A 24,218-nucleotide genomic window follows, 5' to 3' on the forward strand; every position below is an offset into this window, starting at 1 on the left:
ACGGGGGGAGGCGGTGGGCCACATGCTCGTGGACGATCTTGCGTGGAGGGAAGGGGGCGTCGGCTGACGGGTGGTGGAGCGGGAGCGGGCGGGATATGGGCGGTGTGCGGGAAATGTGGGGAGGCCGGTCGGGAGGTGCGGAGGTGCGGGAGCGGTGTGGGAGTTACGTCACGTGTGGGACGTAAGTCCGTTCAATCCCCTGACGGAAGTCCCTGACATGGTGTCTACTACTGAAGTCCGTCCCGCCGGGGCCCGCACGGGCCCGGAACCGCACCGTCGCGAACCCGACCTGGAGGACCGCATGTTCCCCTCCGTCCCGCTCCTCCAGCAGATCGGCCTGGCCATCCTGCTCACCGTCACCGTCGGGTGGGCCGCGAGTCAGGCCCGGATCGTCCGCAGGCACCGCTTCGGGACTCCGCACGGGAACAGGGCCGGGCGCGGGACCGGTTACGGCGCCGGGGACGGGATCGGCGCGGGGCCGCTGCTGCGCGCGGTCCCGCGGCAGACCGGTCCGGCCGGGCCGCCGTCCGAGCGCGTGGAGCTGAGCGCCGCCGAGCGCGAGGCCTTCGCCGGACTCGTGCGGCAACTGGACGGCAATGAGCGGCACTGAACGAAGCGGGACAGAGCGGATAGCGCCGCATAGAGCTGCACAGAGCTGCATAGAGCTGGGCTGAACTGGGCAGAACTGGGCAGAACTGAACGGGCCTGAGTGGTGGCCGGTGGCCTCCCGGCCGATGGCCTCCCGGACACCGCCCTCCCGCCCCCCGGCCGATGACCTCCCGCCCCCCGGCTCTCAGCGCACCGGCCCCAGCTTCAGCAGCGCCAGCGAGGCCAGCATCTGCACCGCGACCGCCACCGCCGCCTTGACGGTGGACAGGTGGTGCTGGCCCCGGATGAGCAGAATGGCCAGCAGGTAGCCGAAGCCCCAGGTCGTCCAGGCCACGGCCTGGACGAGCGTCGAGCCGTGCGGCAGCCACGTGGCGAGCACCAGCCGCGGCAGGTCGGTGATCCAGAACAGCACGACGAACAGGCTGACCGTCGGCTCGAATCTGCCGTTCCCGCCGATGGTGCGCGCTATGGCGTGAGTGACCACCCCCAGTGCGAGGCTGGCGACCAGGACGCCCGCCTCCGCGATGGCCGCCAGCTCCAGCGCCTGGTGCTGGTCCATCGCCCACTGCTTGCGGAAGGCGTCCACCGACACGATGCCGAGGGCGCCGCTGATCAGGCACAGCAGGACGGCCGCACTCCAGGCGCTGCGGTCGCGCGCCTCGTCCATCACCTCGACGGGGCGGTACCAGAGCCCGAGGAACAGGCGGTGCCACCACAGCCGCCGGCGCCGCCTCGGCGGCTGTGGCGTACCGGGCTTCTTCTTGCGCGGTGGCTGGACGAGCGTGGGGGGAGGCGGCGGCGCGGACATATGGCCCGTTCTACCACCGGAATCAGGAGGGCGGCTGCGACGGGTAGAGGTCACGGTACGCCGGGAAGCAGCCGCCCGGGGTGTCCACCGTCCCGGCCGCCAGTACGGCCTCGACCACGGCGCGGGTCAGCACATCGGCCCCGGCGGCCAGAATCTCGTTGAGGGCGCCCGCTTCGGCGTGCACCCCGAACACCGGGTCGGCGGCGGCCGCTTCCGGCACCAGCGGGCGGTCACCGGTGGCGAGCGCGAAGACCGTGTCGCCGTCGCTCATCAGGTGTACCGGGCGGACGGCGCGGGCCAGCCCGTCGTGTGCGGTGCCCGCCAGTTTCTGGGCCTGGGCGCGGGTCAGGGCCGCGTCGGTCGCGACGACGGCGAGGGTGGTGTTCAGGGGCGGGCGTACGGAGGTGGCCGAGCGTCGCTCGGAAGCGGTACGGGCCTCGGCGAGGCGGCGCTGCGCGGCGGCGTGCGCGTCCGGCGAGGGCAGGCCGGGCGAGGGCGGGCCGGAGGAGGCCGGGGCGGTGCCGGGCAGGAGCGGGGCCGCGCCGGCGCCGGGCGCCGCTCGGGCGACTTCCGCGCACACCTGCCCGTACTGCCCGTACAGCACTCCCGTACGCGGATCGACCACCGACCCCGCCGCGTTGACGGCCGCCAGCGCGGCGACCGTGACGCCCGACGGCAGGACCAGGCTCGCGGTGCCGATGCCGCCCTTGATGCCGCCGGCCACCGCACCTGTACCGGCGCCGGTGTTGCCCTGCTCGACGGGCGCGTTCAGATCCGTACGCGCGGCGTCCTCGACGGCGGCGCGGCCCAGGGCGGCGTCCGGGCGGGCGTGCCAGTCGCCGCCGCGCCCCAGGTCGAACAGGGCCGCGGCCGGTACGACGGGCACGACCTGCGCGGGATCCGGGCCGACGCGGTAGCCGCGGCCCTGCTCCTCCAGCCAGGCCACCACCCCGGAGGCGGCGTCCAGACCGAAGGCGCTGCCGCCGGTGAGGACGACCGCCTCGACGCGCTGGACCAGGTTGCGCGGGTCCAGGGCGTCCGTCTCGCGGGTGCCGGGGCCGCCGCCGCGTACGTCCACGGCCGCGATGACGCCGCCCTCGGGCGCCAGAACGACGGTGGTCCCCGTCAGACACCCGTCGCCGAGGCGCCGCGCGTGGCCGACCCGCAGGCCGGTGACGTCGGTCAACGCGTTCCGGGGGCCGGGGCGTTGCGGCTGCTCCCCGGAGGCGGGCGCGGAGGTGCCGGTCGTGGCGCTGCCGGTCACGGTCGCGTCGTACGGGTGCTGGGCGTGCGGGCGTTGGGCGTCGTCGGCCATGGCACATGCGTACCACGGGTGACGCGCGGGTGGTGAGAGACCTCCTGGCCGCCTTACGGGCCGGAGGCGGGCCGGGGCCAGAGGCTCGCCGGAATCAGGGGGCCGACGGGGTCAGACGCCCGCCGGAGTCAGTGGCCCGCCGGGCCCATCACGACGACCGGGTGCTGTGCCGGGTCCAGCGTGCGCAGCAGCTCCCGCATCACCTCGGGCTTGAGGCTGACGCAGCCCTGCGTGGGGCCGTTGTGGTCGACGTGCAGCCAGACGCCGCCGCCCTTGTCCGCCCCCTGCGGGCGTCGCTGGTCCAGGGGGGAGGAACCCTTGACCCGGTTGTAGTCGATGGCGATGACGTAGTCGAAGGCGCCGCCCAGCGGCTCGCCCTCGACACCGGTACCGTGCGCGACGAAGCTGTCGTTGCGGTCGTACGGCAGCTTGGTGCCCTCGGGCGGCGCCAGCTTGCCGCCCGCGTCGCTGAGCGTGAACACGCCCTGCGGCGAGCGCAGGTCGCCGTAATGGTGGTCCTTGGTCCAGCCACGGGAGGCGTTGTGCGCCGCCCAGTGGACGCCGGGCCGCCAGTCGTCCGAGCCCTCGGCGCGGGTGTAGAGCACGACGGCGGAGTCGTGCGCGTCCGGGCCCTGACCGGTGACGACCAGGACCTGCCGGGAGTCGGCCGGGATCTGCTTGCGGGTGGCGTCGCTCAGGCCCGGGATCGCGCGCGGCGCCGGTGCGGCCGTACCGCCGGTGACGTGGAGCGCGGGAGCGTCCGGCGCCGAGGGAGCCGGGCGGGCCTGCTCGGCGCGGTGGCCGCCGTGGTCGTCGCCGGAGGCGGGCCAGGCCCACAGCGCGGTGCCCACGAGCGTGGTCAGGGCGAGGCCGCTCACGGCCTTGCCACGCCGGGTCATCCTTATTCGCGTACCGCTGGACTGGGCGTGGCGGGCAGCCATATGCGTGGCGTCTCCTCGCCCGTCGGCTCCGGGCCGGTGGGCTGTCGCAGGTATAAATCGGGCAATCCGCACCCTACACCGTCCAGATAAATGCCCGGCACCGGTCCTCGCGTTGTTCATGCGTCGCGAGGGGCCAATGGCCGAAAGGTACCGGACCTTTGGCCTGAACAGGGAGGTCCAAGGGCCTCCCTGGACACGATACGACGGGCCTGACGCGTGAGGTCAACGGTCCCGTGCGGAGGGAACAACCCATGAGCGTCGGCTGGTCAGTTCCCCAGTGCCTGGCCCTGGCGGGCGGTCAGTGTCGCGCCCACGGCCACCGTCAGCGACGCCACCAGCCCGGCCAGCAGCACCGCGGCAGACCCCGCGAACGTACACGCCAGGATCAGCACGGCGGACACCGGCAGCACCAGTTGCTGGGCCGGGCCACGCTTCTGGTGGCGGGAGTGGATCAGCCACACGGTGAACATGAACAGCGCTCCGGGCACGGTGAGGCACGCGGCCGCCGCGAACTGCGAGACGTGCGCCGCGCCGACCGACTCCTCCACCGCCACCTCGATGCCCGCGCCGATCGCCGCCGCCGACCCGAAGACGAGATAGTGCCCGTAACCCCAGAGGAACGCCTGGCGGTTGGAGGCGAGGTGCAGGTGGATCGGGACCGCGAAGTAGATCCAGTACGCGGCGAAGATCAGCAGCAGGCCGCCCGCCGCGATGGGCAGCAGGCCGCCCAGCGCTTCCTGCTCGTCCACCGCCGACTGCACCGCGACCGTCGCGGCGGCGACCGTCTCGCCGAGCATGATGATGACGAACAGGCCGTACCGCTCCGCGATGTGGTGCGGGTGCCAGGCCGTCTGGTGGTCGCGCTCGGCCACGGCGGGCACGGCCATCTCCGCGACCGCCAGCGCCAGGAACACCCACGGCCGTACGGCCTCCGGCGACAGCAGTACGGCCAGCCAGCCGAACTGGCACAGCGTCACCCCGGCGGCGTAGCGCAGCGCGGTGGTCCGCTCGGCGCCGCTGCTGCCGTGCGCGGCCCGCAGCCATTGCGCCACCAGCGCGAGCCGCATCACCAGGTAGCCGAACCAGACCACCGCGAAGTCACCGTCGAACGCCCGGGGCACTCCCGCCGCCAGGATCAGCACACCGGCCATCTGTACGAGCGTCACCACCCGGTACAGCGCGTCGTCGGTGTCGTACGCGGACGAGAACCACGAGAAGTTGACCCACGCCCACCAGATGGCGAAGTAGAGCATCAGATAGCCGGAGATGCCGTGCCCCGGGTGCCCTTCGGCGAGGGCGTGGACGAGCTGCCGTCCGGCCTGGGCGACGGCCACGACGAAGCACAGGTCGAAGAAGAGTTCCAGCGGGGTGGCCGCGCGGTGGGCCTCGGAACGGCCGCGCGCCGTCATCCGGGCCATCACGGGCGGGCCGTCGCGGGCGGGCCGTCCGGCCGGTCCGTCCAGTTCATCCGGTGCTCCTTGCTCCCGTGCCGTGTCGTGGGCCGCGTCTCAGTACAGCCCGCGCGGGCGGCAGTCGCCACGAGACGCGCGGGGACCCCGCCGGTCGGGGGACGGGGGAGTGTCACTCAGCGGCAGGGCAGGGCAGGGCAGGGCAGGACGGGGCGGTGCGGGGCGCCGGCGGTTGGGGCGGGTGGTGCCGGGGCGGGGAACTCTTTCCGTGTAACGCACGTTTTCCGTAAAGGAATTACATGGGAAGGAGAGGTGCGCGCAGCGGTCCGTCCGCCGGTCCCGGCGGCGTGCCCGGAGGGCGGTGTTTTCCGGCCTGCCGCGGCCGGTCCCGGTCTCGCCCGCGCGTCCGTTAGATGATCAAATGCAACGTATGAGCGAAAGCGCGCGCGACACCGTACTGGCCCCGCTCGACGCCCGCATGGCGGACCTCGAATCCTTCTACGAAGACCTCCACCGGCACCCCGAACTCGGCTTCCAGGAGACCCGCACGGCCGCCGAAGCGGCCCGCCGCCTGACCTCGTACGGCTATGAGGTCACCACCGGCATCGGCCGCACGGGCGTGGTGGGCGTGCTGCGCAACGGTCCCGGCCCGGTCGTCCTGCTGCGCGCCGACATGGACGCCCTGCCCGTCACCGAGCGCAGCGGCCTGCCGTACGCCTCCGCCGTCCCCGGCGTCATGCACGCCTGCGGCCACGACGTGCATGTCACCTGCCTGGCGGGCGCCGCCGACCTGCTCGCGGCGGGCCGGGATCACTGGTCCGGCACCCTGGTCGTGCTCTTCCAGCCCGCCGAGGAGGTCGGCGACGGGGCACGGGCGATGATCGAGGACGGGCTGTTCGGTGCGGCGGCTGCCGGTTCCGGTGGCGCCGCGGAGGGGCTCGGGGGTGCCGCCGACGGGTCCGGAGGCGGGGCCGGAGGGAAGGGCCGGGTGCCCACCCCCGACGTGGTGCTCGCCCAGCACGTCGCCCCGCTCGGCGCGGGCCTGATCTCGTACGCCCCCGGCGCCTGTATGGCCGCCTCGGACAGTCTGAAGATCACCTTCCATGGCACCGGCGGGCACGGCTCCCGCCCCGAGACCGCCGTCGACCCGATCGTGATGGCCGCCGCCTTCGTCCAGCGGCTGCAGTCGGTCGTCGCCCGTGAGGTCGCGCCCAAGGACCGGGCCGTCATCACCGTCGGCTCCTTCCAGGCCGGGGACGCGCCCAACGTCATCCCCGACCAGGCGGTGGTGCAGCTCAGCGTCCGCACCTTCGACGAGGACGTGCGCGGCCGGGTGCTGGCGGCCATCGACCGCATCGCCAAGGCCGAGGCCGCCGCGTCCGACGCGTCGCGCGAGCCGAAGACCGAGGTGCTGAACACCTTCCCGGTCACCCGCAACGACGACCGGACCCTGGAGCGGGTCAACGCCGCCTTCACCGACCACTTCGGCGCCCAGCGGCTGTTCGGCTACGAACCGGCCGCCGGCAGCGAGGACGCCGGACTGCTCGCCACGGCTGCCGGCGCGCCGCTCTACTACTGGTGGCTCGGCGGCTGGGAGCCCGGCGAGTTCCGCGCCGCGATGGCCTCCGGGCGCCTCGCCCAGGACATCCCCTCCAACCACTCGCCGCACTTCACCCCGGTCAAGCAGCCCACCCTGACCATGGGCGTCCAGGCCCTCACCGTCGCGGCACTGAGCCACCTGGAGCCGGGCGGCCGGTGACGTCCCGTACGCCGGGTCACGCTGGCGGGCGTACTCCCGGCTGCCCCGCCGGCCGTGCGCCGAGCCGTACGTAGGTCACGCAGCCCTGGACGGCCAACGCCGGCAGGACAGCGGGCACCACGGCCCAGGGGAGCACCCCCGCGGCGGCGAGTACGGCGCACAGGAGGACGGCGATCAGGGTCGGGAGGACGGAGACGGCGGCGAGACCGACGCGGTGGCGGCGGGTCATGAACGGGCTCCGCGGGCGCTCGGGTCGGCGGCGGCGTCACGGGACCCGGCTTCGCCACCGGTGGCTGCCGCGCGAGCCTCGTCGAGGTAATCCGCCAGCGCCGCCCAGGCATGGGGCCCGGGGGGCGCTTCCGGGTGGTCTGTCTCCGGGGCGGCCGCCTCGGCCCGACCTGTCCTCGGGGCGCCTGCCTCCGGCGCATCCGCCTCGGCCTGACGCGCGTCCGGCTCGTCTCCCTCCTGCTGGCCCGCCCCCGGGCCAGCCGTCCTCGGCTCACCCGCCTCCGCCCGTCGCGCCCCCGCCTGAGCCGTCCCCGGCTCGCCCGCCTCGGCCTGGCCCGCCCCCGCCTGACCGGCCGTCGGCTCGCCCGCCATCGTCTCCGGATCCGTGCGCCAGGCCGCCCGTACCCCGGCGGACACCCCCGTGTCCCCGCCGCTGAACAGCACACCCAGCTCGTCCATCCGGGCCACCAGGCGCCGTACCCGCCGGTCGGTGGCCGGCACCCCCGCGGTGCGCAGCCGCTCCGCCCGGCGGTACAGCTCCGGCCACTCCACCTCCAGCAGGTAGTGCGCCGCCGGGCCCAGTGCCGCGCCGCGCGCCGCGAGCACCTGAAGCTGGTCCGCGTCCAGATGGCGGCGCAGGGTCCGGTCCGCCGACGGGCCGGTGCGGCCGATCGCCTCCAGCGCCGCCAGCAGATCGGGCGCGCCCGGTGCCGTATCCGCCGACAGCGACTCCGCCAGCCGCCGCAGCCGGCCGCGCAGCACCTCCAGCGCGGCCAGGGACTCCTCGACGCCCGCCAGATGGTCCCGTACGAGGCGCAGCGGGTCGACGCCCGAGTCCAGGCAGACCGCGATGGTCTCCAGCCCCAGGCCGAGGCCGCGCAGGGCCAGCACCTGGTAGAGGCGCGCGGCGTCGTCCTCGGTGTACTCGCGGTGGCCGCCCGGGGTGCGGCGGGACGGGCTGAGCAGCCCGATGGTGTCCCAGTGGTGCAGGGTCCGGACGGTCAGCCCGCTCGCCTCGGCGAGTCGGCCGACCTTCCAGGTGGTGGTGTCGGTCATGCCTTTACGGTGCAGCATGACGCGACGTGAGGTTCAAGTCCGGCCCGGCGGGGCGCACGGCGGCGGGTCAGGGGGTCACGATGCGGTCGACCGCCGCGTGGACGAGCGCGTCCCGCTCGGCCTCCGAGAACACCCCGGGCAGCGTGAGCTGCTCGACGATGAGCCAGTTGAACGCCAGGTACAGCAGCCGGACGGCGGTCGCGTCGCCGGGCAGGCCGGATTCCGCGTGGTAGGCCACGTTGGCGTCGACATCGGCACGGACGCGATCGGTCAGCAGCGCGCGCAGGCCGGGGCGGCGGGTGGCTTCGAGGCGCAGTTCGAGCAGGGCCAGGTAGCCGGTACGGAACGAGCTGACCCGGCCGACCAGCTCGCGCATCAGCACCGTGTACGTCTCCCGGTCCGGCGGGCCCGACCGCTGCCGTGCGATGGTCGCCTCGTCGGGCTGGAGGCGTTCGTAGACCCGGGAGCCCGCCTGGGTGAGCAGGTCGTCGCGGTTGGCGAAGTAGTTGGAGGCCGTACCGGCGGGAACGGTGGCCTCGGTGTCCACCGCGCGGAAGGTCAGCCCTCGGGCGCCTTCCCTGGCCAGGACCTCGATCGCGGCGTCGACGAGGGCGGCCCTCCGCTCGTCGTTCCTGCGGACCATTGACACCACTCCGTTCGTAGTACTACGTGCTGAGCACTTCGCCTCACGCACTATGAGTGGAGTCACCTTGGGGCGCAAGCCGGTCCGTCACGCGGCCAGTCTCTCCGGGCGGCAGTATCGCGTGCCCGGCGGGAAGACCGCCCTTGCCCTCGACCCAGCCCTTGACCTCGCCTTCGGCCTCGTCCTTCACCTTGCCCTTGATCTCGCCCTTGGGGGAAGGCGCGGCCTCGGTTTCGCGAGGGCCATCGCCGTACGAGGGAGTGCGGCGGACCGTGTCGTCCGCCCCGTGGTCCGGGGTACGTGCCCGGTATCGTCCTGAGACGCCCCGCCCCCGCCCCGCCCTCGCCCCGCCCCCCGTACCGTTCCGTACTGCCGCTGGAGCGCCCGTGAACGAGCCCACCGCGCCCGAGCCGATCGCCAACGCGCCGATCGCGAACGCACCGCTCACCGACGGGCGCCGGGCCGAGGGTGAGCCCCGGCGGCGGGCGCTGATCGAGGCCACCTTGCGCGTCATCGCACGGGACGGTGCGGCGGGAGTCACCCACCGCAGCGTCGCGCACGAGGCGGAGCTGCCCACCACGGCCGCCACCTCCTGCTTCGAGAGCGTCGACGCGCTGCTCACCGCCGTGCTCACCAGCGCGCTGGAGATGGACGCCGAACGGGTGCGGCAGCTCACCGCCGACCCCGTCGACGGGCCGGGCGGAGCGGGCGCGCGTGGCGACAAGCGGCGGATGCTGGCGCGCATGATGGCCGGGACGCTGGAGGACCGGGGGCTGCTGCTCGCCGAGTTCGAACTGTTCCTGCTCGCCGCCCGCCGCCCCGAACTGCGCGGCCGGACCCACCGGTGGTACGAGGCGCTGGCCGACTTCGCCCGCCTCTACACACCGGACCCGATGCGCGTCAGTCTCTTCGCCCGCGCCTACGACGGACTGCTGCTCCAGGCCCTGCAGGCCGATGAGCCGCCCACCGCCGAGGAGTTCGAGGTGATGCTGTGGGCCCTGCTGCCGGACGCCCCGGGGTAGACGGCGGGAGCTGCGGGGGCGGGGCGTGCCTCGGCGGCCCGAGGCCGGCACGTACCTCGGCGGCCCCGGGTGCCGGGCGGGCGCCAACGGCCCCGGGGCCGGACGGTCCAACGCCCCCGGCGCCCCATGCGTGACGCTGATCCGCCCCCGCTCCGCTCAGGCCAGGCCCTTGAGCATCCCCTTGAAGTAGAGCTGCGGCAGCCCGTACCGCTTCAGGAACCACATGTCCGTCCGCTCCTTCGTCGTGTCGATGAACGGGATGGAGGGCGCCGGCTCCAGGTCGTAGTCGAACTCGGCGAGCAGCATCTTGTGGCGGGCGGTGACCAGGGGGCAGGAGGTGTAACCGTCGTAGTGCGCGGTGGCGGGCCGGCCGCGCAGCCCGGCGCGCAGGTTGGCGACGACGACCGGTGCCTGCTTGCGGATCGCGGCGCCGGTCTTGGACGTCGGCAGGTTCGCCACGTCACCGATCGAGAACACCTCCGGGAAGTCGGGGTGTTGCAGTGTCGCCCGGTCGGCCTTGGCATAGCCGAAGGGGGAGGCCGGGTCGGCGAGCGGGCTGTCCGCCACCCACTGGGGCGCGCGCTGCGGCGGCACCGCGTGCAGCAGGTCGTAGCGGATCGTCTCCTTCCCGCCGGTCGCGTGGTCGACGATCTCCGCCTCCCGCGCCGCGCCGTCCACCTGCGTCAGCTCCGACTGGAGCCGCACCTCGATGCCGTACCGCCGCGCCGTCTCCTCCAGCGCCCGGTTGAAGACCGGCACCTTGAACATGGCGGGCTCGGGCAGCACTAGGATCGTGCGGATACGGCCCAGCAAACCCCGCTTGCGCCAGTAATCGGCGGCCAGGTACGCGATCTTCTGCGGGGCGCCGCCGCACTTCACCGGCCCGGACGGCATGGTGAACAGCGCCGTGCCGCGCTTGGTGCGCCGGATGAAGTCCCAGGTGAGCGGGGCGAGGTCGGGGCGGTAGTTGCTGGAGACGCCACCGTGGCCCAGCGCCTGCGCCAGGCCCGGTATGCCGTCCCAGTCCAGGCTCAGCCCGGGGGCGAGCACCAGCCGGTCGTACGAGACCGTCCGCCCCGAGGCGGTGCCCACCGTACGCGCGGCCGGGTCGACCGAGGCGGCGGACTCGCGCAGCCACCGCACACCGGGCGGCATGACCTCCGCCTCCGTACGCAGCGAGGCCCGCAGCGGTGCCTGGCCGCCGCCGACCAGCGTCCACAACGGCTGGTACCAGTGCGTCTCGGACGGCTCCAGCACCGCGATGTCCCGCAGTCCGGCGCGGCGCAGCCGGGCGGCGACGGTGATGCCCGCGGTGCCGCCGCCGATGATGACGACCTGGTGGTGTGTCGAGGCGGAAGTCATGTGTTCTTTCCTCCTGGGATCGAGGATCTGGGACCGGTTTCGGAGGGCTCGGGGCCCGGTGAACGGCGCCCGGTCGGGAGCGCCTCATAAGCGGGGGATGCTGGTCACCGCCATCGACACGGCGAGCACGGTGACCAGCGACGCGAACGCCGTGGACAGGGCCTGCGGCCGCAGCCGGGCGGCGAGCCGGTTGCCGAACCAGCTTCCGAGCGCGGCGCAGGCGGCGAAGGAGGCCAGCAGCGGCCAGTCCAGACCACCCGCACCGGCCCGGGTGGCGAACGCCGTACCGGAGTTGACGAGGATCACGAGCAGCGACGTACCGACGGCGACCGGCATCTCCAGGCCGAGGACGAGGGTCAGCGCCGGGACGACCACGAAGCCGCCGCCGACGCCGAAGAAGCCGGTCAGCAGACCGACGGCGGTCGCGGTGGCGCCGATACGCAGCGCGGAGGCCAGGCGGGAGGCGGGGGCCGCCGGGGGTGTGGGGGTGGTGTTTGTCGTGGCGGTGGGTCCGGGGGCGGCGGTGTGGGTGGTCTCGCCCTCGCCCTCGGCCGTGGCCGTGGGTTCGGGGGCCGGGCGCGTGCCGGGCGGGTGGGCCGGGGCAGGGGCCGTGCGGGCCTTCTGCCGTTCGCGCCACGTCCGTACGAGCATCGCCGCCGCCACCGCCAGCATCAGCCCGGTGAACGCCGTCATCAGGACGGTCGGGTCCAGCGACGCGCTCCAGCGGGAGCCCAGGAACGTACCCGCGGTGCCCAGCCCCCCGAAGGCCGCGCCCGCCGCCCAGCGGACCCGGCCCGCGCGGGCGTGGCAGGCCAGCCCGGACGCCGCGCCGATGCCGACGACGACCAGCGCGCCCGCCGTGGCCTCGTGCGGGGTCTGGTGCAGCAGGTAGACCAGCGCCGGTACGGCCAGGATCGAACCGCCGCCGCCGAGCGCGCCCAGCAGCAGCCCGATGACCAGCCCGCAGGGGAGGGCCGCGAAGGCTAGGAGCGCCATGGCCGGTGGCAGGGCGTCGGCGGTATCGGGCGTGCGGCCGGCCGCGGCATCGGCAGGCGCGCGTGCGGCGCTCGACCGGCCGTCATGACGGGCACGAGGCGCGGGGCGCGAGTTCGACGGCACGGCTGTCGCTCGACCACTCGGCGACGAAGGTGAAGCGGTCGCCGCGGACGACGGTCTCCCGCCACTCCACCGGCCGCTCCTCGGAACGCCCCAGCCGCTCGATGGCGAACGCGGGTTCACGGTCGGCCAGCCCCAGCAGCCACGCCTGCCGGATGTCGGGCAGGAAGGGGTGGATGCGTTCCCGGCCGCCGGTGACCTTCACCCCGCAGCGCCGTTGCAGCTCGCCGTAGAGGGAGGTGTGCCGGAAGTCGGCATCCAGCAGCGGCTCGGCCATCTCGGCGGGCAGGTACGTGGTGTCGTGGGCGAGCGGCTCGCCGTCCGCCAGCCGCAGCCGCTCCAGCACGATCAGCGGCGCGTCCGGGACGAGACCGAGCTGGTCGGCGACCGGGCCGTCCGCCGTCCGCTCCAGCCGCAGCACCTCGCTGCGCTGCTCCACGCCCTGGCCCTCCAGCTCGCGGAAGAGGCTGTAGAGGGAACCGAGCGGCTGCTGTATGCGCCGGGTGTTCAGCCGGCTGGCGCGGCCGCGTTCGGCGATCACCAGGCCGTCCGCCCGCAGCTTGCGCAGCGCCTCGCGGACGGTGTGCCGGCTGACCTCGTACTCCGCGGTGAGGCGGTGCTCCGCCGGGAACTCGTCGGTGAACTCGTCCGCCTCCATGCGACGCCGCAGATCCTCGGAGAGCTGGGCCCACAGGGGCAGCGGCGAGCGCCGGTCCAGGGGACGCGGGCCCGGGGGGTGTTCGTTCATGCAGGCGCCTCCGAGCGGGTGCGGGTGGTGCGGGGTGGTACGGGCGGTGCAGGTGGTGCGGGCGTTCCGGTTCGCCGGGTACGGGTTGGACGTACGGGGCGGGTGTACGGGGTGGTCGTACGGGTTGAACGTACGGGCGGGGCGGGCCGCGGGTGCGGCCGCCGGCCCGGACGGCGGGCGCGGTCGGGCCGCTCGTCCGGCGGTCGTCGCCGACCTCGGACGTCCAGCCGTCGGGCCGCTCGTCCGCTTGTCCGGCGCCGCCGCCGATCTCGGACGGCGCCCACCGCCCTCGTGCGGCGTCCACCGTCGTCCCGTACGGGCCGTTTGCCCGGCGGCCACCAGTGAGCGTGCCCGGCGCGGCCTCCGGCGAGCGCGCCCGGCGGCCGCCGCCGGCCTGTCCGAACTTGTCGCCGCCGACCCCACGCGCCTAATGTACGTACATCCGTGCATCCGCACAACACACCCCCCGCGGGGCCCGTGGTCACGGGCCCGCAGGACCACGGAGGTCGACCGTGCACTTCGCGCAGTACTACCTCGACTGCCTCTCCCAGGCGTCGTACCTGATCGGCGACGAGACCACCGGGCGTGCCGTCCTCGTCGACCCACGCCGCGACATCGACGACTACCTGCGCGACGCGGAAGCGGCCGGACTGCGCATCGAGCTGATCATCGAGACGCACTTCCACGCCGACTTCCTCTCCGGACACCTCGAACTGGCCCGCGCCACCGGCGCCACCATCGCCTTCGGCGAGGCCGCCGAGACCGGCTACCCGATACGGCGGCTGCGCGACGGCGAACGGATATCCCTGGGCGGTGCGCCGGGGCCCTCCGGCGTCACCCTCACCGTCCTCGCCACCCCCGGCCACACCCCGGAATCCATCTGCCTCGTCGTCCACGAAGACCCGGAGGCGGAAGAGCCGTACGGCGTCCTGACCGGCGACACCCTCTTCGTCGGCGACGTGGGGCGGCCCGACCTGCTCGCCACGGCCGGTCTGACGCCGGAGGACATGGCGGGCCGCCTCTACCGCTCCCTGCACGGCAAACTGCTCACCCTGCCGGACGCCACCCGCGTCTTCCCCGCCCACGGCGCCGGCTCGGCCTGCGGCCGTAACCTCTCCACCGAGACCACCTCCACCATCGGCGACCAGCGGCGTCACAACTACGCGCTCCAGCCCATGCCGGAAGCCGAGTTCGTCCGCCTGGTCACGGCCGGACAGCCCGCCACCCCCGGCTACTTCGCCCACGACGCCGCCCTCAACCGCGACGGCCACCCGCTCCTGGACACCGCGCCGCCCGCCGCCCTCACCCTCGACGGGGCGCTGGCCGCCTGCCGGGACGCCGGCGCGGTCCTCCTGGACAGCCGCCCCCTCGCCGCGTACACCGAGGCGCACTTCACCGGATCGCTGCACACGGGCCTGGACACCCGGTTCGCCGAGTACGCGGGCAGCGTGGTGGCGCCCGGCACGCCGATCGTCCTCGTCAGCGAACCGGGCACGGAGGCCGAGGCCCGGCTCCGCCTGGCCCGCATCGGCTACGACCACGTCCTCGGGTACGTACCGGACCCGGCCGCCGAACTCGCCCGCCACCCCGAACTGGTGTCCCGCACCCGCCGCCTGGCGGCCGGCGAAGCCCCGGCCGGGGACGCCCAGTTGATCGACGTCCGCAACCCCGCCGAGTACGAGGCGGGCGCCCTGCCCGGCGCCCGCAACCTGCCCCTCGCCGCCCTTGCCACCAGTTGCGCGACCCTGGACCCCGACCGCCCGGTCGTCCTCTACTGCCGCAGCGGCAGCCGCTCGGTGATCGCCGCCGCGCTGCTGGAGGCCCGTGGCTTCCGGGACGTACGGGACGTCATCGGGGGTTACCAGGCGGCCGTGTCCGCCTGCGGCTGAGGCGCGCGGCCCGCAGCAGAAGGACCAGGCAGGCGGCCGCGCACCCGGCCGCGGCCAGCCGCAGCGCGCCACCCGGGTCCGTACCGGCAGGTGCCAGGCCCAGCCCGGCCGTCACCGTGATCGCGCACTTGGTCAGCCCGGACGCCTCACCCGCGCGGTCCGGGCGCACCACGGCTTGAGTGGCCGTCAAGGCCAGGGCACCGGCCACGCCGAGCGAGGCGGCGGCCACGGTGGCCGCCGTGAGCAGCGCGAGCGGCACGGCCGGCGCGGCACCGCCGCCCGGCACCGCGCCGAATGGCGTCCCCGCCGACCCCGCCCCGGTCAGCGCCGTTGACGCCGTCACCGCCAAGGCGGCAGCGGCGAGGCCGAGGCAGGCGGCCATCACGGGCTCGGCGGCGCGGGCCGGTACGCGTCCGGCCACCGGCCCGGCCGCCGCCATCGCCGCCGCCGGTACGAGGAAGGCGGTCCCCGCACCCAGTACGGACAGCCCCCGCACCTCCTGAAGCGCGGTCGGGACCACGAAGAGCAGCGCCACGGTCGCCGCGTTGGCCACCGCGCCGGCCGAGGTGAGCGCGACGTAGGGCGCGTTACGGAAGAGGGCGAGGTCGAACAGCGGCGCGCGCGACCGGCGCTCGGCCCGTACGAACAACGCGCCGAGCACCACCGCGCCCGCCGCCCACCCACACGCCTGCCACCACGCCCCCGCGCCCTCGACCACCATCGCCAGACACGCGGGCACCCCGGTCCCCACAACCAGCGAGCCCCAACCGCCCGTGGGGCCCCAACCGCCCGTGCCCGGGCCTGCCATGCCCGGGCCTGCCGTGCCGTGCTGCGGAGACGCAGCCTTGTACGGGGGTGTCGCGCCGTCCGGGGGTGCGGCCCCCTCCCGGGCTGCCGCACTCCGCGCCCGGTGGCCCGCCCCCTCCAGGGATTCCGGGGCGCGCCGGGCGCACAGCATCGCCGCCGCACACAGCGGCACATCGACCCAGAACACGGCTCGCCACGACAGGGCTTCGGCCAGCGCCCCGCCCACGAACGGGCCGCACGCCGTGGCCAGTCCGGCCAGCCCCAGGGCGTACCCGGTCGCGACGCGCGCCCGCCCCGGTGGGAAGGAACGTGTCAGCAAGGCCAGCCCCACCGGCATGATCAGCGCCCCGCCCGCCCCCTGTAGCACGCGGCACGCCACGAGCAACGGCAACGAGGGCGCCAGTGCACACCCCGCCGACGTGCCCCCGAACAGCGCGAGCCCCAGAAGCAGCAGCCGCCGCCTCCCGTACAGATCGCCCAGCCGCCCGGCAGCCGGCATCAGGGACCCGGCCGCCAGCAGATAGCCGCTGATCACCCACGGTCCGGCCGCCGCGGAGGCGTGCAGGTCACGACGGATCACCGGCAGCGCCATGTTCAGCGCGAAGGCGTCCAGTTGCACACAGAACCCACCGATCGCCACCGCCGCCACCGCCCACAACCGGCCCCACACCACGGCCCCGTCCGCACGACGCCGCTCGGCACTCCACTCGGACATCTGACACACCGGTTCACCTCTCGTGCCGCGCGGATCGGCGCGGCGCAGTACGTACGGACAGGAAGGTGAGAGGTGGGGGATTGGGTGTGCCAAAGACGGGGCAGAGACGTGGGGGTGCCGAACGGGGCACCTACGAATACCTAAGATCCCTCACGGGCACGCCGCCCAAGGGCACGAGAAGCGCCGCCCTCCAGGGGCGCCGCGAACGCGGCTGCTACGTGGCACGGTCCTTGCCGTACAGCGGACGTTCAACGATTGTTGATCGCTGATCTTCAAGCTGGTCCGCATGTTGCGCCGTGTGATCTCCGAGCATGAGGAAACGACCCGGGAACCGCAAGAGCCCCCGGCGTCCCCGTCCCCGATAGCCCTCACCTGGCACGGTGAGCCGGGACGTCACGAGGAGCTGACCCACACCATGCTCATGGGCCAGGCCAAGCGGGCCGCCGCGGCGCTGGCCCGGCTCGGGGTACGGGCCGGCGACCCGGTGGCGGTGCATCTGCCGCTGGTACCGGAGTCGGTCATCGCCACGCTCGCCTGCGGGCGGCTCGACGCCGTCCGTACGACGCTGCCGGTCTACCTGACCGTCCCGGAACTGTCCGAGGCGGCAAGGGACTCGGGCGCCAAGGTGATCATCACGGCGGACGCGGCGTTCTGGGACGGCGCGGTGCGGCCGGTCAAGCCCGTACTGGACCGGGCCCTGCGACAGGACTGCCCGCAGGTGCGGTCCGTCCTCGTGGTGAACCGCACCAGCCGCCCGGTCTCCTGGACAGCGGGCCGCGACCACTGGTGGCACGAAGCCCTGGCCACCCGCTGACGCCCCAATACGTCCGTCCTGACGCCCCGCTACGTCCGGGCCCGCCGCTCCGGTACGTCCGGCCCGGGCTCCGCTATGCCCGGGCCCGCTACTCCGGTACGTCCGGACCGGGCCCCGCTATGCCCGGGCCCGCCGCTCCGGTACGTCCGGCCCGGGCCCCATTACATCCGGGCCGGCCGCTCCGTCTCCGCAGCCGGTACCCGCAGGTTCCCGGCGTGCCCGGATCCGGCGTGCTCGTACTCGGCGTGCTCGTACCCGGTCCGCTCGTGTCCGGCCCGCGCGTCGCTCTCGCCGAACGTCGTGGCCGAGTACCCGCCCACCCGCGCGACGCGCCGCTGAAGGGCGTGCCGCCCCTCGATGTCGTGCGCGAACCGGTTCCAGTGGTGCACGAGGCAGAACGCGCGCCGGACCACCACCATCCGCACCAACACGCCGACCAGCGCCCCCAGCTCAGGCCGCTCCTTCCCCAGCGCCTCGTCCCCGAAGTCCACCCACCACCCGGCCACCTCCCACCCCTGCCGCTCGGCGTAGGTACGACAGCCGCTGATCCGCATCTCCAACATGGCTCGCGAACGCGTCGCGTTACGGTCGTAGATGAAGGCGAGCGGGGGAGTGGGGGCACCGGTCATACCTGGCTCCTGGAGTTCACGGAGCGGCGCCGCCATCGCCCGGGGCCGGGCGCGCGGGTGCCGCGTCATGCGGAGCACGCTAGGCAGCGACGCACCCCGAGCCCAGGGGCGCCATGGCCCACTTCGCATCATCGGCAGGGCGGCATGGCCCACGCGCCGGAAGGGTGGGGCAGGACGCCCTAGTCCTCGACACCCAGCCTGTCGGCGAGCCCCCGCACGGGTGCGTCCCGGCGTCCGGTCCTGGTGCGCAGCTCCGCGACGAGGCGGCGGGACGTCGAGTGGTAGCGCATCCACTCGGGGGCGTCCCGCTCGGCATGGAGCAGGGCGCGTATCGCCGACGCGTCGTCTTCGAGGTCATGGTGGGCCAAGGCCCGGTCGACGTGGAAGCGGGCCCGCCAGGTGGGCGGGAGGGAGGCGAGGGCCGGGACGCCGCGCGCCTCGTGGACGGCACGGTCGCTCTGCTCCATCTCCACCAGGAAGTTGACCTTGGCGACTCCGGCGTTGGTCGGGCCGAACGGGGTGGCGTAGACGATCCGGTCCTCCCCGATCCGCTCGGCCGCCGCCGAGGCCATCCGCAGGAGGTCGGTGACCGCCGAGTGCCGCTTCTGACGGACCGCGGCGGTGGCCGCGCGCAGCAGCAGGATGCCCCAGAGGGCGATGTCCCGGGGCGGCGAACGGAAGCCCGGTTCGATCGCGTCCGCGCGAGCCGTCGCCACGCGCTCGGCGTCGGCGAGGCGGCCCTGTTTGGTGAGCACCCAGCTCAGGGTGGACGCCGAGAGCGTCTCCAGGTGAGGGTCGTCACAGAGGCGGACGGCCGCGATGGAACGCTCCATGGCCGTGAACGCCGCGTCCTCCTTGCCCAGCGCGGCCAGCGTGGTGGCGGCGACCTGGTAGGCGACGGCCAGTACGGAGTTGGCGGCGGCCGCGTCCGCCCCCGTGAAGGCGTGAGCGGCCATCCGCGCATCACGGATCAAGCTGGGCAGCAGGACACCGATCTCGCCCATCCGCCCCGCACGCCTGATGCCTTCCGTGGAACGGAGGGCCGCGCGCAACCGGCCGATGCTGGGCGGATCCTCGTGATCCCCGCCCCCGAGGAGATCCGAGACCGGTGACACGGCGCAGCGCAGCGCCAGGACCGACGGGGCCTCCTCCTGAGCGGACCGCTGGACCTCGAAGGTGCCGGGCTGGCCGACGAGGTAGGACGGCTCGGTGTCCAGGGCGGCTGCCAGGGCGTTGATGCTGGACAGCCGTGCCGTCCTGCGGCGGCCCTGCTCCAGTTTGCGGACGACGTCCACGGAAAGGCGTGCTGCCTCGGCGAGTTGCTCCTGCGTCAGGCCGCGACGCAGCCGGAGCCGAGCCAGCCGATCGCCCATCCCTGCTTCGTACGCGGCACTCATGAAGCCCCCCGCCGGAAGGTGTTCCAGCAACGGTACGCCCGCGAGCCCGGCGGGCCGCAAACGTATGGGAGACGGGGGCGCGCCCGGGCGGGGTCTTCGGCTCGGCGTACCCACACCGCAGCCGTTCCGTCGCGCAGCGGTCCGTCTCGGGATTATGTGTGCGCCGGCCGTACCCTGGAGGGGTGAGTAACACCCCTGAACCCCGGCCAGAGGCCGACGCGGACCAGTCGGAGAACGTGGACCGGCCGGAGAGCGCGGACCGCTCGGAGAACGCGGAGCAGCCCCGGAAGCCCAAGGCGCACGCGGTGCTGGTCTTCGACGATCCGCTCAGCCAGCGGTCGGCGGACGACACCGACCGGGGTTGGGGCGAGCGCCCGACCGGTGGGGACAGCGCTGCCGATCTGGCGCGCTTCCTCGACGAAAAGCCGCCCCACCACCTCTGACCGAGGCGCCGGGGCGGCTTCGCCGGACCGGGACCCGTTACCGCGTCTTCTGGGTGACCATCGAACCCGCGCCGCCGCCGGCCGAGGAGCCCGTGGACGAGCCGGACAGCGAGCCGTCGCGCTGCGCCACGAGCGCGTCGCGGATCTCCTTCAGCAGCTCGACCTCGGTCGGGTCCGCCGGGGCGTCGTCCACCGGCTTCTTGGCGTCCTGGCGCGCCTTCCACTTGTTCATCGGCAGGATCATGAGGAAGTACACGACCGCGGCGGTGATCAGGAACGTCAGGACGGCGCTGAGCACCGAGCCCCACAGGATGTAGATGCCGTCGGTGAAGTCGCCCGACTTCGCATCCGTGTGGCAGGTGGTGAGGCAGGTCTTGTAGTGGTCGAGGTTCTGCGAGCCCAGGGCACCGACGATCGGGTTGATCACGCCCTTGACCACGGCGTTCACGATGTTCGTGAACGCGGCTCCGACCACGACGGCCACCGCGAGCTCGATCACGTTGCCGCGCATCAGGAATTCCTTGAATCCCGCGAATACGCCCGTCTTCCCGCTCACCTGAAAGCCTCTTTCCACACTCACTACGAACCGTGCAACGAACAGCACCGCAACCTACGGCAGGGCAGGGCTGGGCTGTCCAATCCCATGACCTGAAACGGTGAGCGGACAGAGCGCCCGTACGGATCGGCGCCGCGTCCCGGTCGGCCGGGGGAGAGCCTTCCCCACGGCACGCCGAACGCACCCCGCCACTTTCGCCAGTGTCGCGCGCGTATCGGACGAATGCCACTCGATCTTTGCTCGGTGAGGCCGGCGCCGTCATGACCGCTCCCACCCGGGCTGGTCCCCGGGAGTCGGGGCCGCACAGGCGCCCGAGGAGCCCGAGGCGCGCCCTTCGCCGCTCTGATGAGCCGTGGCGGTCAGGGCCGCGGCGGTCATCGCCAGCCCCGCCGTCACGGTCCGCCGGCGGCGCCGTACCGCCCGGCGCAGCCGGTGGCGCCCGCCCCGTGGCCGTACGGGAGTGAAGTGCGCGACCTCACACGCCGGAGGGAGGGGAAGGGGCGGGGCGAGGTCGTCCAGCGCGGGGGAGGAGGGCGGAGAGGATGGGGAAGAAGAGGGCTGGGGCACGATAACCACCGCCTGCGGTGCCGGGATCGGTGCGGACGAGCTCCACCGTGCCCGTCTTCGCCGAAGCCCGCTCGGCCCTGTGGACAACGGGCGCCGGCGCTCGCGACAGGAGCGTCGCTACTCGCGGGTTGTGGAAAAGGCCGTCACCCTCTGGTGCCGCTCGTGCGGCTCTGGCCGCTCTGACCGCTTTGACCTTCGGGCCCCTGACCACCTGCCCCCACCTGTCCCCACCTGCCCCCTGCCCCGGCCTCCTGCCCCTCTGCCCCTCTGCCCCGGGCCCGGAGCTCCCCGACTCCTGACCTCCCTCGCGCCCGCAGCCCTCACGGCAACTGGATCCCCAAGTCCCAGTGCGCGTGCGCGTCCGTGCACAGGCAGGCCCGTTCCGCCGTCGTCGGCAGTGCGCCCACCGCGTCGAACAGCACCTCGCGCAGCCGCCCCACATTCCGTCCGAAGGTCTCCATGACCTCTTCCTGCGAGACGCCCTGGCCCGTCTCCGTACCCGCGTCCAGGTCTGTGACCAGCGTCAACGACGTATAGCAGAGGCTCAGCTCGCGGGCGAGCACCGCTTCCGGATGGCCGGTCATGCCGACCACCGACCAGCCCTGCGCCGCGTGCCACCGCGACTCCGCGCGCGTCGAGAAGCGCGGTCCCTCGATGACCACGAGCGTGCCGCCGTCCACCGGTTCCCACGCGCGGCCCCGGGCCGCCGTCACCACCGTCTTCCGGCCGACCGGACAGTACGGATCGGCGAACGACACGTGCACCACGTTCGGCACGCTGCCGTCCGGCAGCGGCACCCCGTCGAAGTACGTCTGCGCCCTGGCCTTCGTGCGGTCCACGAGCTGGTCCGGTACGAGCAGCGTCCCCGGCCCGTGCTCCGGCCGCAGCCCGCCGACCGCGCACGGGCCCAGCACCTGCCGTACGCCGAGCGACCGCAGCGCCCACAGGTTGGCGCGGTAGTTGATGCGGTGCGGTGGCAGGTGGTGCCCGCGGCCGTGCCGGGGCAGGAAGGCGACGGTACGGCCGGCCACCTCGCCGAGGAAGAGGGAGTCGCTGGGAGCGCCGTAGGGGGTGTCGACGGTGATCTCTGTCACGTCGTCCAGGAACGAGTAGAAGCCGGATCCGCCGATGACTCCGATGCCAACGTCAGCCATGCGATCACATTAGATGCGGGGAGGGGGTTCGGGGAGGGCGCCGGAAGGCCGCTCCGGCGCCTCGGACGCCCGCAACGCCCGCCGGTCCCGCCCCCCCCGGAACCCGCCGCAACGCCCGCCGCCCGCCCACCTAACCCACCGCAACGCCCGCGCTCCCCCGCCGAAACGCCAACAGCCCCGCCGTCCAGGACGGCGGGGCTACCGCGAAGAGTTGCCGGTCGCGTGCGCGACCCTGGTGCTGCCGGGGCGGAGCCGCGGCGTCGCTCAGGCGGCCGAGGTCTCAGGCGGCCGAGGCCTTGGGTGTCGAACTGGAACCCGTACCCGAAGAGCTGGACGAACCGGCGGACGACTTCGACTCGCTGCCCGAGGACGAGGGCGACCCGGAGTCCGAGGACGACGAGGAGCCCGACGTCGAGGACGAGCTGGACGCGGGAGTGCTGCTGGACGACGAGCCGCGGCTGTCGTTCCGGTAGAACCCGGAGCCCTTGAACACGATGCCGACCGCGGAGAACACCTTCTTGAGGCGTCCGTCGCAGGCGGGGCACTCGGTGAGCGCGTCGTCGGTGAACTTCTGCACCGCCTCAAGGCCCTCGCCGCACGCGGTGCACTGATACTGGTAGGTCGGCACTGTGACTTCCTCCTGGCACTCTCACTCAATGAGTGCTAACGACGCTCCATAGTGCAGTATTCCGGCCCGTCAGTCCACTGTTGCCGGTGTGCGGTGACCGACCCCACGTCCGACGACCCGGGTTTCGGAGCGCGGCACCAGGTGTCCCCGGAACACCGCCAGCACCACCAGTGCCAGGCCCGTACCGCACAGCGGCACCAGGAATCCGGAGTGCGGACCGAAGTGGTCCGCCAGCAGACCGGCGATCGTCGACGCCGCCGCCTGGCCGAGGCCGACCGCGCCGGTCAGCCAGGTGAACGCCTCCGTACGGGCGGTGGCCGGGACCAGCGAGTCGACCAGGGTGTAGCCGGTGATCAGGGCCGGGGCGATGCACAGGCCCACCAGCAGGCCCACCGCGCCCATCAGCGGCGCCACGCCCACCGCCCACAGCGGGGTGGTCATCAGCGTCAGCAGCCCGTACCCGACCAGCAGGCGGCGCCGGGGGCCGACCTTCCAGGCGATCGCGCCGCACACGATGCCGGCCAGCATGTTGCCCGCCGCGAAGACCCCGTACAGCAGGCCGTTGATGCCGGGCTGCCCGATGTCCTCGGCGAAGGCCGTGAGGGAGACCTGCATGCCGCCGAAGACCGTGCCGATGCCGAAGAGCCCCGCGATCAGGACGCGCAGGCCCGGCACCGACAGCGCCGAGACGTGCTTGACGGAGCTGTCCGCAGACCGGTGCACCGGCGGCTGGCTGCGCCGCTGCGCCGCGAAGAGCAGGCCGCCGCCCAGCGTCAGCGCGCCCTCGGCGACCAGGCCGGCCGCCGGGTGGATGCCGGTGCACAGCGCGGTCGCCAGCACCGAACCGATGACGAAGGTGAACTCGTCGGTCACCGACTCGAAGGCGGTGGACGTCGGCATCAGGGGCGTACCGGTCAGCTTGGCGGCCCACCGGGAGCGCACCATGGGGCCGATCTGCGGCGTCGAGGCGCCGGCCGGTACGGCGATGACCAGCAGCGCCCACAGCGGCGCGTGCGACAGCGCCAGCGTGATCATCGCGGCGACCGCCGCCGCGTGCACCAGTACGCCGGGTACGAGCACCGCGCGCTGCCCGAACCGGTCCGCCAGCTTGCCGCTCTGCGGCGCGAACAGCGCCATCGAGACGCCGGTGACCGCCGAGACGACACCGGCGGTGCCGTACGAGCCGGTGGTGTGCTGGACGAGCAGCAGGATGCTGAACGTCAGCATCGCGAAGGGCTGGCGGGCCAGGAAGCCCGGCAGCAGGAACGCCCACGCGCCGGGGGTGCGCAGCAACTGCCCGTAACCGGGACGCGCTTCCTTGACCGGAGTCTGCTGGGCAGGGTCGATCCCGTCCGGGACGGCCTCGTCCTGAACGTCCTTGCCCGCGTTGTCCTTGACCGCGGATGCCACGGCCGAGCCTTTCTACCGCCTGGTAGCGCGCTGTCCGCGAGGTTGTCACGGGGTGTGCGCGCCGAGAGCTGTCCTCTCGCGCAGGACCGAGTGATACCGCGTGGTCCGCACCGGGGAGGTGGCTGCGTGTGGCAGGGGACCGCGGCCGCCGAGCGGTCGCGCCAGCTCTGCGTCAGGCAGAGTTGGTTCCTTT

At 73.7% G+C, this 24,218-nt stretch carries 23 protein-coding genes; 6 read left to right on the plus strand and 17 right to left on the minus strand.

The genetic code is table 11. The features are described from left to right. The first annotated feature begins 217 nt into the window (after window positions 1-217). On the plus strand, window positions 218-610 hold the full coding sequence (locus ACH4EB_RS15515) for a hypothetical protein (protein WP_398347958.1): 393 nt from the start codon (window positions 218-220) through the stop codon (window positions 608-610). Between the two features lie 183 nt (window positions 611-793). On the opposite strand, the gene ACH4EB_RS15520 is transcribed toward ACH4EB_RS15515, so the two are convergent. The 4 genes from ACH4EB_RS15520 to ACH4EB_RS15535 form a co-directional block, all read right to left on the minus strand. Beyond that, complete coding sequence (locus ACH4EB_RS15520; RefSeq protein ID WP_398347959.1) at window positions 794-1,417, minus strand: Yip1 family protein; 624 nt, start codon at window positions 1,415-1,417, stop codon at window positions 794-796. Between the two features lie 22 nt (window positions 1,418-1,439). Next, a complete protein-coding gene (locus ACH4EB_RS15525) occupies window positions 1,440-2,732 on the minus strand; it encodes a P1 family peptidase (RefSeq protein WP_398347960.1) in 1,293 nt (430 codons plus the stop codon). A 128-nt stretch (window positions 2,733-2,860) separates the two neighbouring features. Further along, window positions 2,861-3,673 (minus strand): L,D-transpeptidase family protein, encoded by an 813-nt coding sequence (locus ACH4EB_RS15530; protein WP_398347961.1) that lies wholly within the window; start codon window positions 3,671-3,673, stop codon window positions 2,861-2,863. A 266-nt stretch (window positions 3,674-3,939) separates the two neighbouring features. Beyond that, the gene (locus ACH4EB_RS15535; RefSeq protein WP_398348125.1) at window positions 3,940-5,091 is read right to left on the minus strand and encodes a low temperature requirement protein A; all 1,152 of its coding nucleotides are present in this window, start codon (window positions 5,089-5,091) and stop codon (window positions 3,940-3,942) included. Between the two features lie 421 nt (window positions 5,092-5,512). Here ACH4EB_RS15535 and ACH4EB_RS15540 point away from each other — a divergent pair, with 421 nt between their 5' ends. Next, entirely contained in the window at window positions 5,513-6,841 is a 1,329-nt protein-coding gene (locus ACH4EB_RS15540; RefSeq protein WP_398347962.1) for a M20/M25/M40 family metallo-hydrolase, read from the plus strand. Between the two features lie 16 nt (window positions 6,842-6,857). Here ACH4EB_RS15540 and ACH4EB_RS15545 read toward each other — a convergent pair whose 3' ends face one another. The 3 genes from ACH4EB_RS15545 to ACH4EB_RS15555 all read right to left on the minus strand — a co-directional run bounded on the left by ACH4EB_RS15545 (window position 6,858) and on the right by ACH4EB_RS15555 (window position 8,768). Continuing rightward, on the minus strand, window positions 6,858-7,070 hold the full coding sequence (locus tag ACH4EB_RS15545; protein ID WP_398347963.1) for a hypothetical protein: 213 nt from the start codon (window positions 7,068-7,070) through the stop codon (window positions 6,858-6,860). Next, window positions 7,067-8,125 carry a MerR family transcriptional regulator gene (locus tag ACH4EB_RS15550; protein ID WP_398347964.1) on the minus strand — a complete coding sequence of 353 codons (1,059 nt, stop codon included), beginning with the start codon at window positions 8,123-8,125 and terminating at the stop codon, window positions 7,067-7,069. The genes ACH4EB_RS15545 and ACH4EB_RS15550 overlap by 4 nt, the downstream gene beginning before the upstream one ends. A 67-nt stretch (window positions 8,126-8,192) precedes the next feature. Then, a complete protein-coding gene (locus ACH4EB_RS15555) occupies window positions 8,193-8,768 on the minus strand; it encodes a TetR/AcrR family transcriptional regulator (RefSeq protein WP_398347965.1) in 576 nt (191 codons plus the stop codon). Between the two features lie 386 nt (window positions 8,769-9,154). Here ACH4EB_RS15555 and ACH4EB_RS15560 point away from each other — a divergent pair, with 386 nt between their 5' ends. Beyond that, on the plus strand, window positions 9,155-9,790 hold the full coding sequence (locus tag ACH4EB_RS15560) for a TetR/AcrR family transcriptional regulator (protein WP_398347966.1): 636 nt from the start codon (window positions 9,155-9,157) through the stop codon (window positions 9,788-9,790). 156 nt (window positions 9,791-9,946) lie between these two features. Here ACH4EB_RS15560 and ACH4EB_RS15565 read toward each other — a convergent pair whose 3' ends face one another. From ACH4EB_RS15565 to ACH4EB_RS15575, 3 genes are all read right to left on the minus strand, one after another. Continuing rightward, on the minus strand, window positions 9,947-11,152 hold the full coding sequence (locus ACH4EB_RS15565) for an FAD-dependent oxidoreductase (protein ID WP_398347967.1): 1,206 nt from the start codon (window positions 11,150-11,152) through the stop codon (window positions 9,947-9,949). A gap of 84 nt (window positions 11,153-11,236) precedes the next feature. Continuing rightward, a complete protein-coding gene (locus tag ACH4EB_RS15570) occupies window positions 11,237-12,148 on the minus strand; it encodes a sulfite exporter TauE/SafE family protein (RefSeq protein ID WP_398347968.1) in 912 nt (303 codons plus the stop codon). 82 nt (window positions 12,149-12,230) lie between these two features. After that, the gene (locus tag ACH4EB_RS15575; RefSeq protein WP_398347969.1) at window positions 12,231-13,016 is read right to left on the minus strand and encodes a GntR family transcriptional regulator; all 786 of its coding nucleotides are present in this window, start codon (window positions 13,014-13,016) and stop codon (window positions 12,231-12,233) included. A gap of 512 nt (window positions 13,017-13,528) precedes the next feature. On the opposite strand from ACH4EB_RS15575, the gene ACH4EB_RS15580 reads away from it, so the two are divergent. Beyond that, on the plus strand, window positions 13,529-14,905 hold the full coding sequence (locus ACH4EB_RS15580) for a rhodanese-like domain-containing protein (protein ID WP_398347971.1): 1,377 nt from the start codon (window positions 13,529-13,531) through the stop codon (window positions 14,903-14,905). On the opposite strand, the gene ACH4EB_RS15585 is transcribed toward ACH4EB_RS15580, so the two are convergent. Next, entirely contained in the window at window positions 14,865-16,427 is a 1,563-nt protein-coding gene (locus tag ACH4EB_RS15585; RefSeq protein ID WP_398347972.1) for an MFS transporter, read from the minus strand. The two genes, ACH4EB_RS15580 and ACH4EB_RS15585, sit on opposite strands and share 41 nt — an antisense overlap. 286 nt (window positions 16,428-16,713) lie before the next feature. On the opposite strand from ACH4EB_RS15585, the gene ACH4EB_RS15590 reads away from it, so the two are divergent. Beyond that, a complete protein-coding gene (locus ACH4EB_RS15590; protein WP_398347973.1) occupies window positions 16,714-17,241 on the plus strand; it encodes an AMP-binding protein in 528 nt (175 codons plus the stop codon). Window positions 17,242-17,402: 161 nt separating this feature from the next. Here ACH4EB_RS15590 and ACH4EB_RS15595 read toward each other — a convergent pair whose 3' ends face one another. Both ACH4EB_RS15595 and ACH4EB_RS15600 read right to left on the minus strand, forming a co-directional pair. Continuing rightward, window positions 17,403-17,939, minus strand: coding sequence for a recombinase family protein (locus tag ACH4EB_RS15595; protein ID WP_398347974.1), 537 nt, complete (start codon window positions 17,937-17,939; stop codon window positions 17,403-17,405). Between the two features lie 110 nt (window positions 17,940-18,049). Further along, window positions 18,050-19,243 (minus strand): helix-turn-helix domain-containing protein, encoded by a 1,194-nt coding sequence (locus ACH4EB_RS15600; protein ID WP_398347975.1) that lies wholly within the window; start codon window positions 19,241-19,243, stop codon window positions 18,050-18,052. Between the two features lie 260 nt (window positions 19,244-19,503). Between ACH4EB_RS15600 and ACH4EB_RS15605 the strand changes: the two genes are divergently transcribed. Further along, window positions 19,504-19,710: a hypothetical protein gene (locus ACH4EB_RS15605; protein WP_398348126.1), complete on the plus strand. Its 207-nt coding sequence runs from the start codon at window positions 19,504-19,506 to the stop codon at window positions 19,708-19,710. A 37-nt stretch (window positions 19,711-19,747) separates the two neighbouring features. On the opposite strand, the gene mscL is transcribed toward ACH4EB_RS15605, so the two are convergent. The 4 genes from mscL to ACH4EB_RS15625 all read right to left on the minus strand — a co-directional run bounded on the left by mscL (window position 19,748) and on the right by ACH4EB_RS15625 (window position 23,962). Further along, window positions 19,748-20,266 (minus strand): large conductance mechanosensitive channel protein MscL, encoded by a 519-nt coding sequence (gene mscL / locus ACH4EB_RS15610; protein ID WP_398347976.1) that lies wholly within the window; start codon window positions 20,264-20,266, stop codon window positions 19,748-19,750. 887 nt (window positions 20,267-21,153) lie between these two features. Further along, the gene (locus ACH4EB_RS15615; RefSeq protein WP_398347977.1) at window positions 21,154-21,987 is read right to left on the minus strand and encodes an S-methyl-5'-thioadenosine phosphorylase; all 834 of its coding nucleotides are present in this window, start codon (window positions 21,985-21,987) and stop codon (window positions 21,154-21,156) included. A gap of 280 nt (window positions 21,988-22,267) precedes the next feature. Beyond that, window positions 22,268-22,615 (minus strand): FmdB family zinc ribbon protein, encoded by a 348-nt coding sequence (locus ACH4EB_RS15620; protein WP_398347978.1) that lies wholly within the window; start codon window positions 22,613-22,615, stop codon window positions 22,268-22,270. A 69-nt stretch (window positions 22,616-22,684) separates the two neighbouring features. Then, on the minus strand, window positions 22,685-23,962 hold the full coding sequence (locus ACH4EB_RS15625) for an MFS transporter (protein ID WP_398348127.1): 1,278 nt from the start codon (window positions 23,960-23,962) through the stop codon (window positions 22,685-22,687). Window positions 23,963-24,218: the final 256 nt, after the last annotated feature.

Source organism: Streptomyces sp. NPDC018045 (genome assembly GCF_044327445.1).
In the GTDB taxonomy this organism is placed as follows: Bacteria; Actinomycetota; Actinomycetes; order Streptomycetales; family Streptomycetaceae; genus Streptomyces.

What these genes read in the sequence shown, in the direction of transcription:
- ACH4EB_RS15600 (WP_398347975.1), bottom strand. Translation starts at nt 19,243, where the DNA reads ATGGGCGATCGGCTGGCTCGGCTCCGGCTGCGTCGCGGCCTGACGCAG.
- ACH4EB_RS15575 (WP_398347969.1), bottom strand. Translation starts at nt 13,016, where the DNA reads ATGAACGAACACCCCCCGGGCCCGCGTCCCCTGGACCGGCGCTCGCCG.
- ACH4EB_RS15530 (WP_398347961.1), bottom strand. Translation starts at nt 3,673, where the DNA reads ATGGCTGCCCGCCACGCCCAGTCCAGCGGTACGCGAATAAGGATGACC.
- ACH4EB_RS15540 (WP_398347962.1), top strand. Translation starts at nt 5,513, where the DNA reads ATGAGCGAAAGCGCGCGCGACACCGTACTGGCCCCGCTCGACGCCCGC.
- ACH4EB_RS15590 (WP_398347973.1), top strand. Translation starts at nt 16,714, where the DNA reads ATGTTGCGCCGTGTGATCTCCGAGCATGAGGAAACGACCCGGGAACCG.
- ACH4EB_RS15520 (WP_398347959.1), bottom strand. Translation starts at nt 1,417, where the DNA reads ATGTCCGCGCCGCCGCCTCCCCCCACGCTCGTCCAGCCACCGCGCAAG.
- ACH4EB_RS15550 (WP_398347964.1), bottom strand. Translation starts at nt 8,125, where the DNA reads ATGACCGACACCACCACCTGGAAGGTCGGCCGACTCGCCGAGGCGAGC.
- ACH4EB_RS15525 (WP_398347960.1), bottom strand. Translation starts at nt 2,732, where the DNA reads ATGGCCGACGACGCCCAACGCCCGCACGCCCAGCACCCGTACGACGCG.
- ACH4EB_RS15570 (WP_398347968.1), bottom strand. Translation starts at nt 12,148, where the DNA reads ATGGCGCTCCTAGCCTTCGCGGCCCTCCCCTGCGGGCTGGTCATCGGG.
- ACH4EB_RS15515 (WP_398347958.1), top strand. Translation starts at nt 218, where the DNA reads ATGGTGTCTACTACTGAAGTCCGTCCCGCCGGGGCCCGCACGGGCCCG.
- ACH4EB_RS15585 (WP_398347972.1), bottom strand. Translation starts at nt 16,427, where the DNA reads ATGTCCGAGTGGAGTGCCGAGCGGCGTCGTGCGGACGGGGCCGTGGTG.
- ACH4EB_RS15565 (WP_398347967.1), bottom strand. Translation starts at nt 11,152, where the DNA reads ATGACTTCCGCCTCGACACACCACCAGGTCGTCATCATCGGCGGCGGC.
- ACH4EB_RS15545 (WP_398347963.1), bottom strand. Translation starts at nt 7,070, where the DNA reads ATGACCCGCCGCCACCGCGTCGGTCTCGCCGCCGTCTCCGTCCTCCCG.
- ACH4EB_RS15555 (WP_398347965.1), bottom strand. Translation starts at nt 8,768, where the DNA reads ATGGTCCGCAGGAACGACGAGCGGAGGGCCGCCCTCGTCGACGCCGCG.
- ACH4EB_RS15535 (WP_398348125.1), bottom strand. Translation starts at nt 5,091, where the DNA reads ATGGCCCGGATGACGGCGCGCGGCCGTTCCGAGGCCCACCGCGCGGCC.
- ACH4EB_RS15595 (WP_398347974.1), bottom strand. Translation starts at nt 17,939, where the DNA reads ATGACGCGGCACCCGCGCGCCCGGCCCCGGGCGATGGCGGCGCCGCTC.
- ACH4EB_RS15615 (WP_398347977.1), bottom strand. Translation starts at nt 21,987, where the DNA reads ATGGCTGACGTTGGCATCGGAGTCATCGGCGGATCCGGCTTCTACTCG.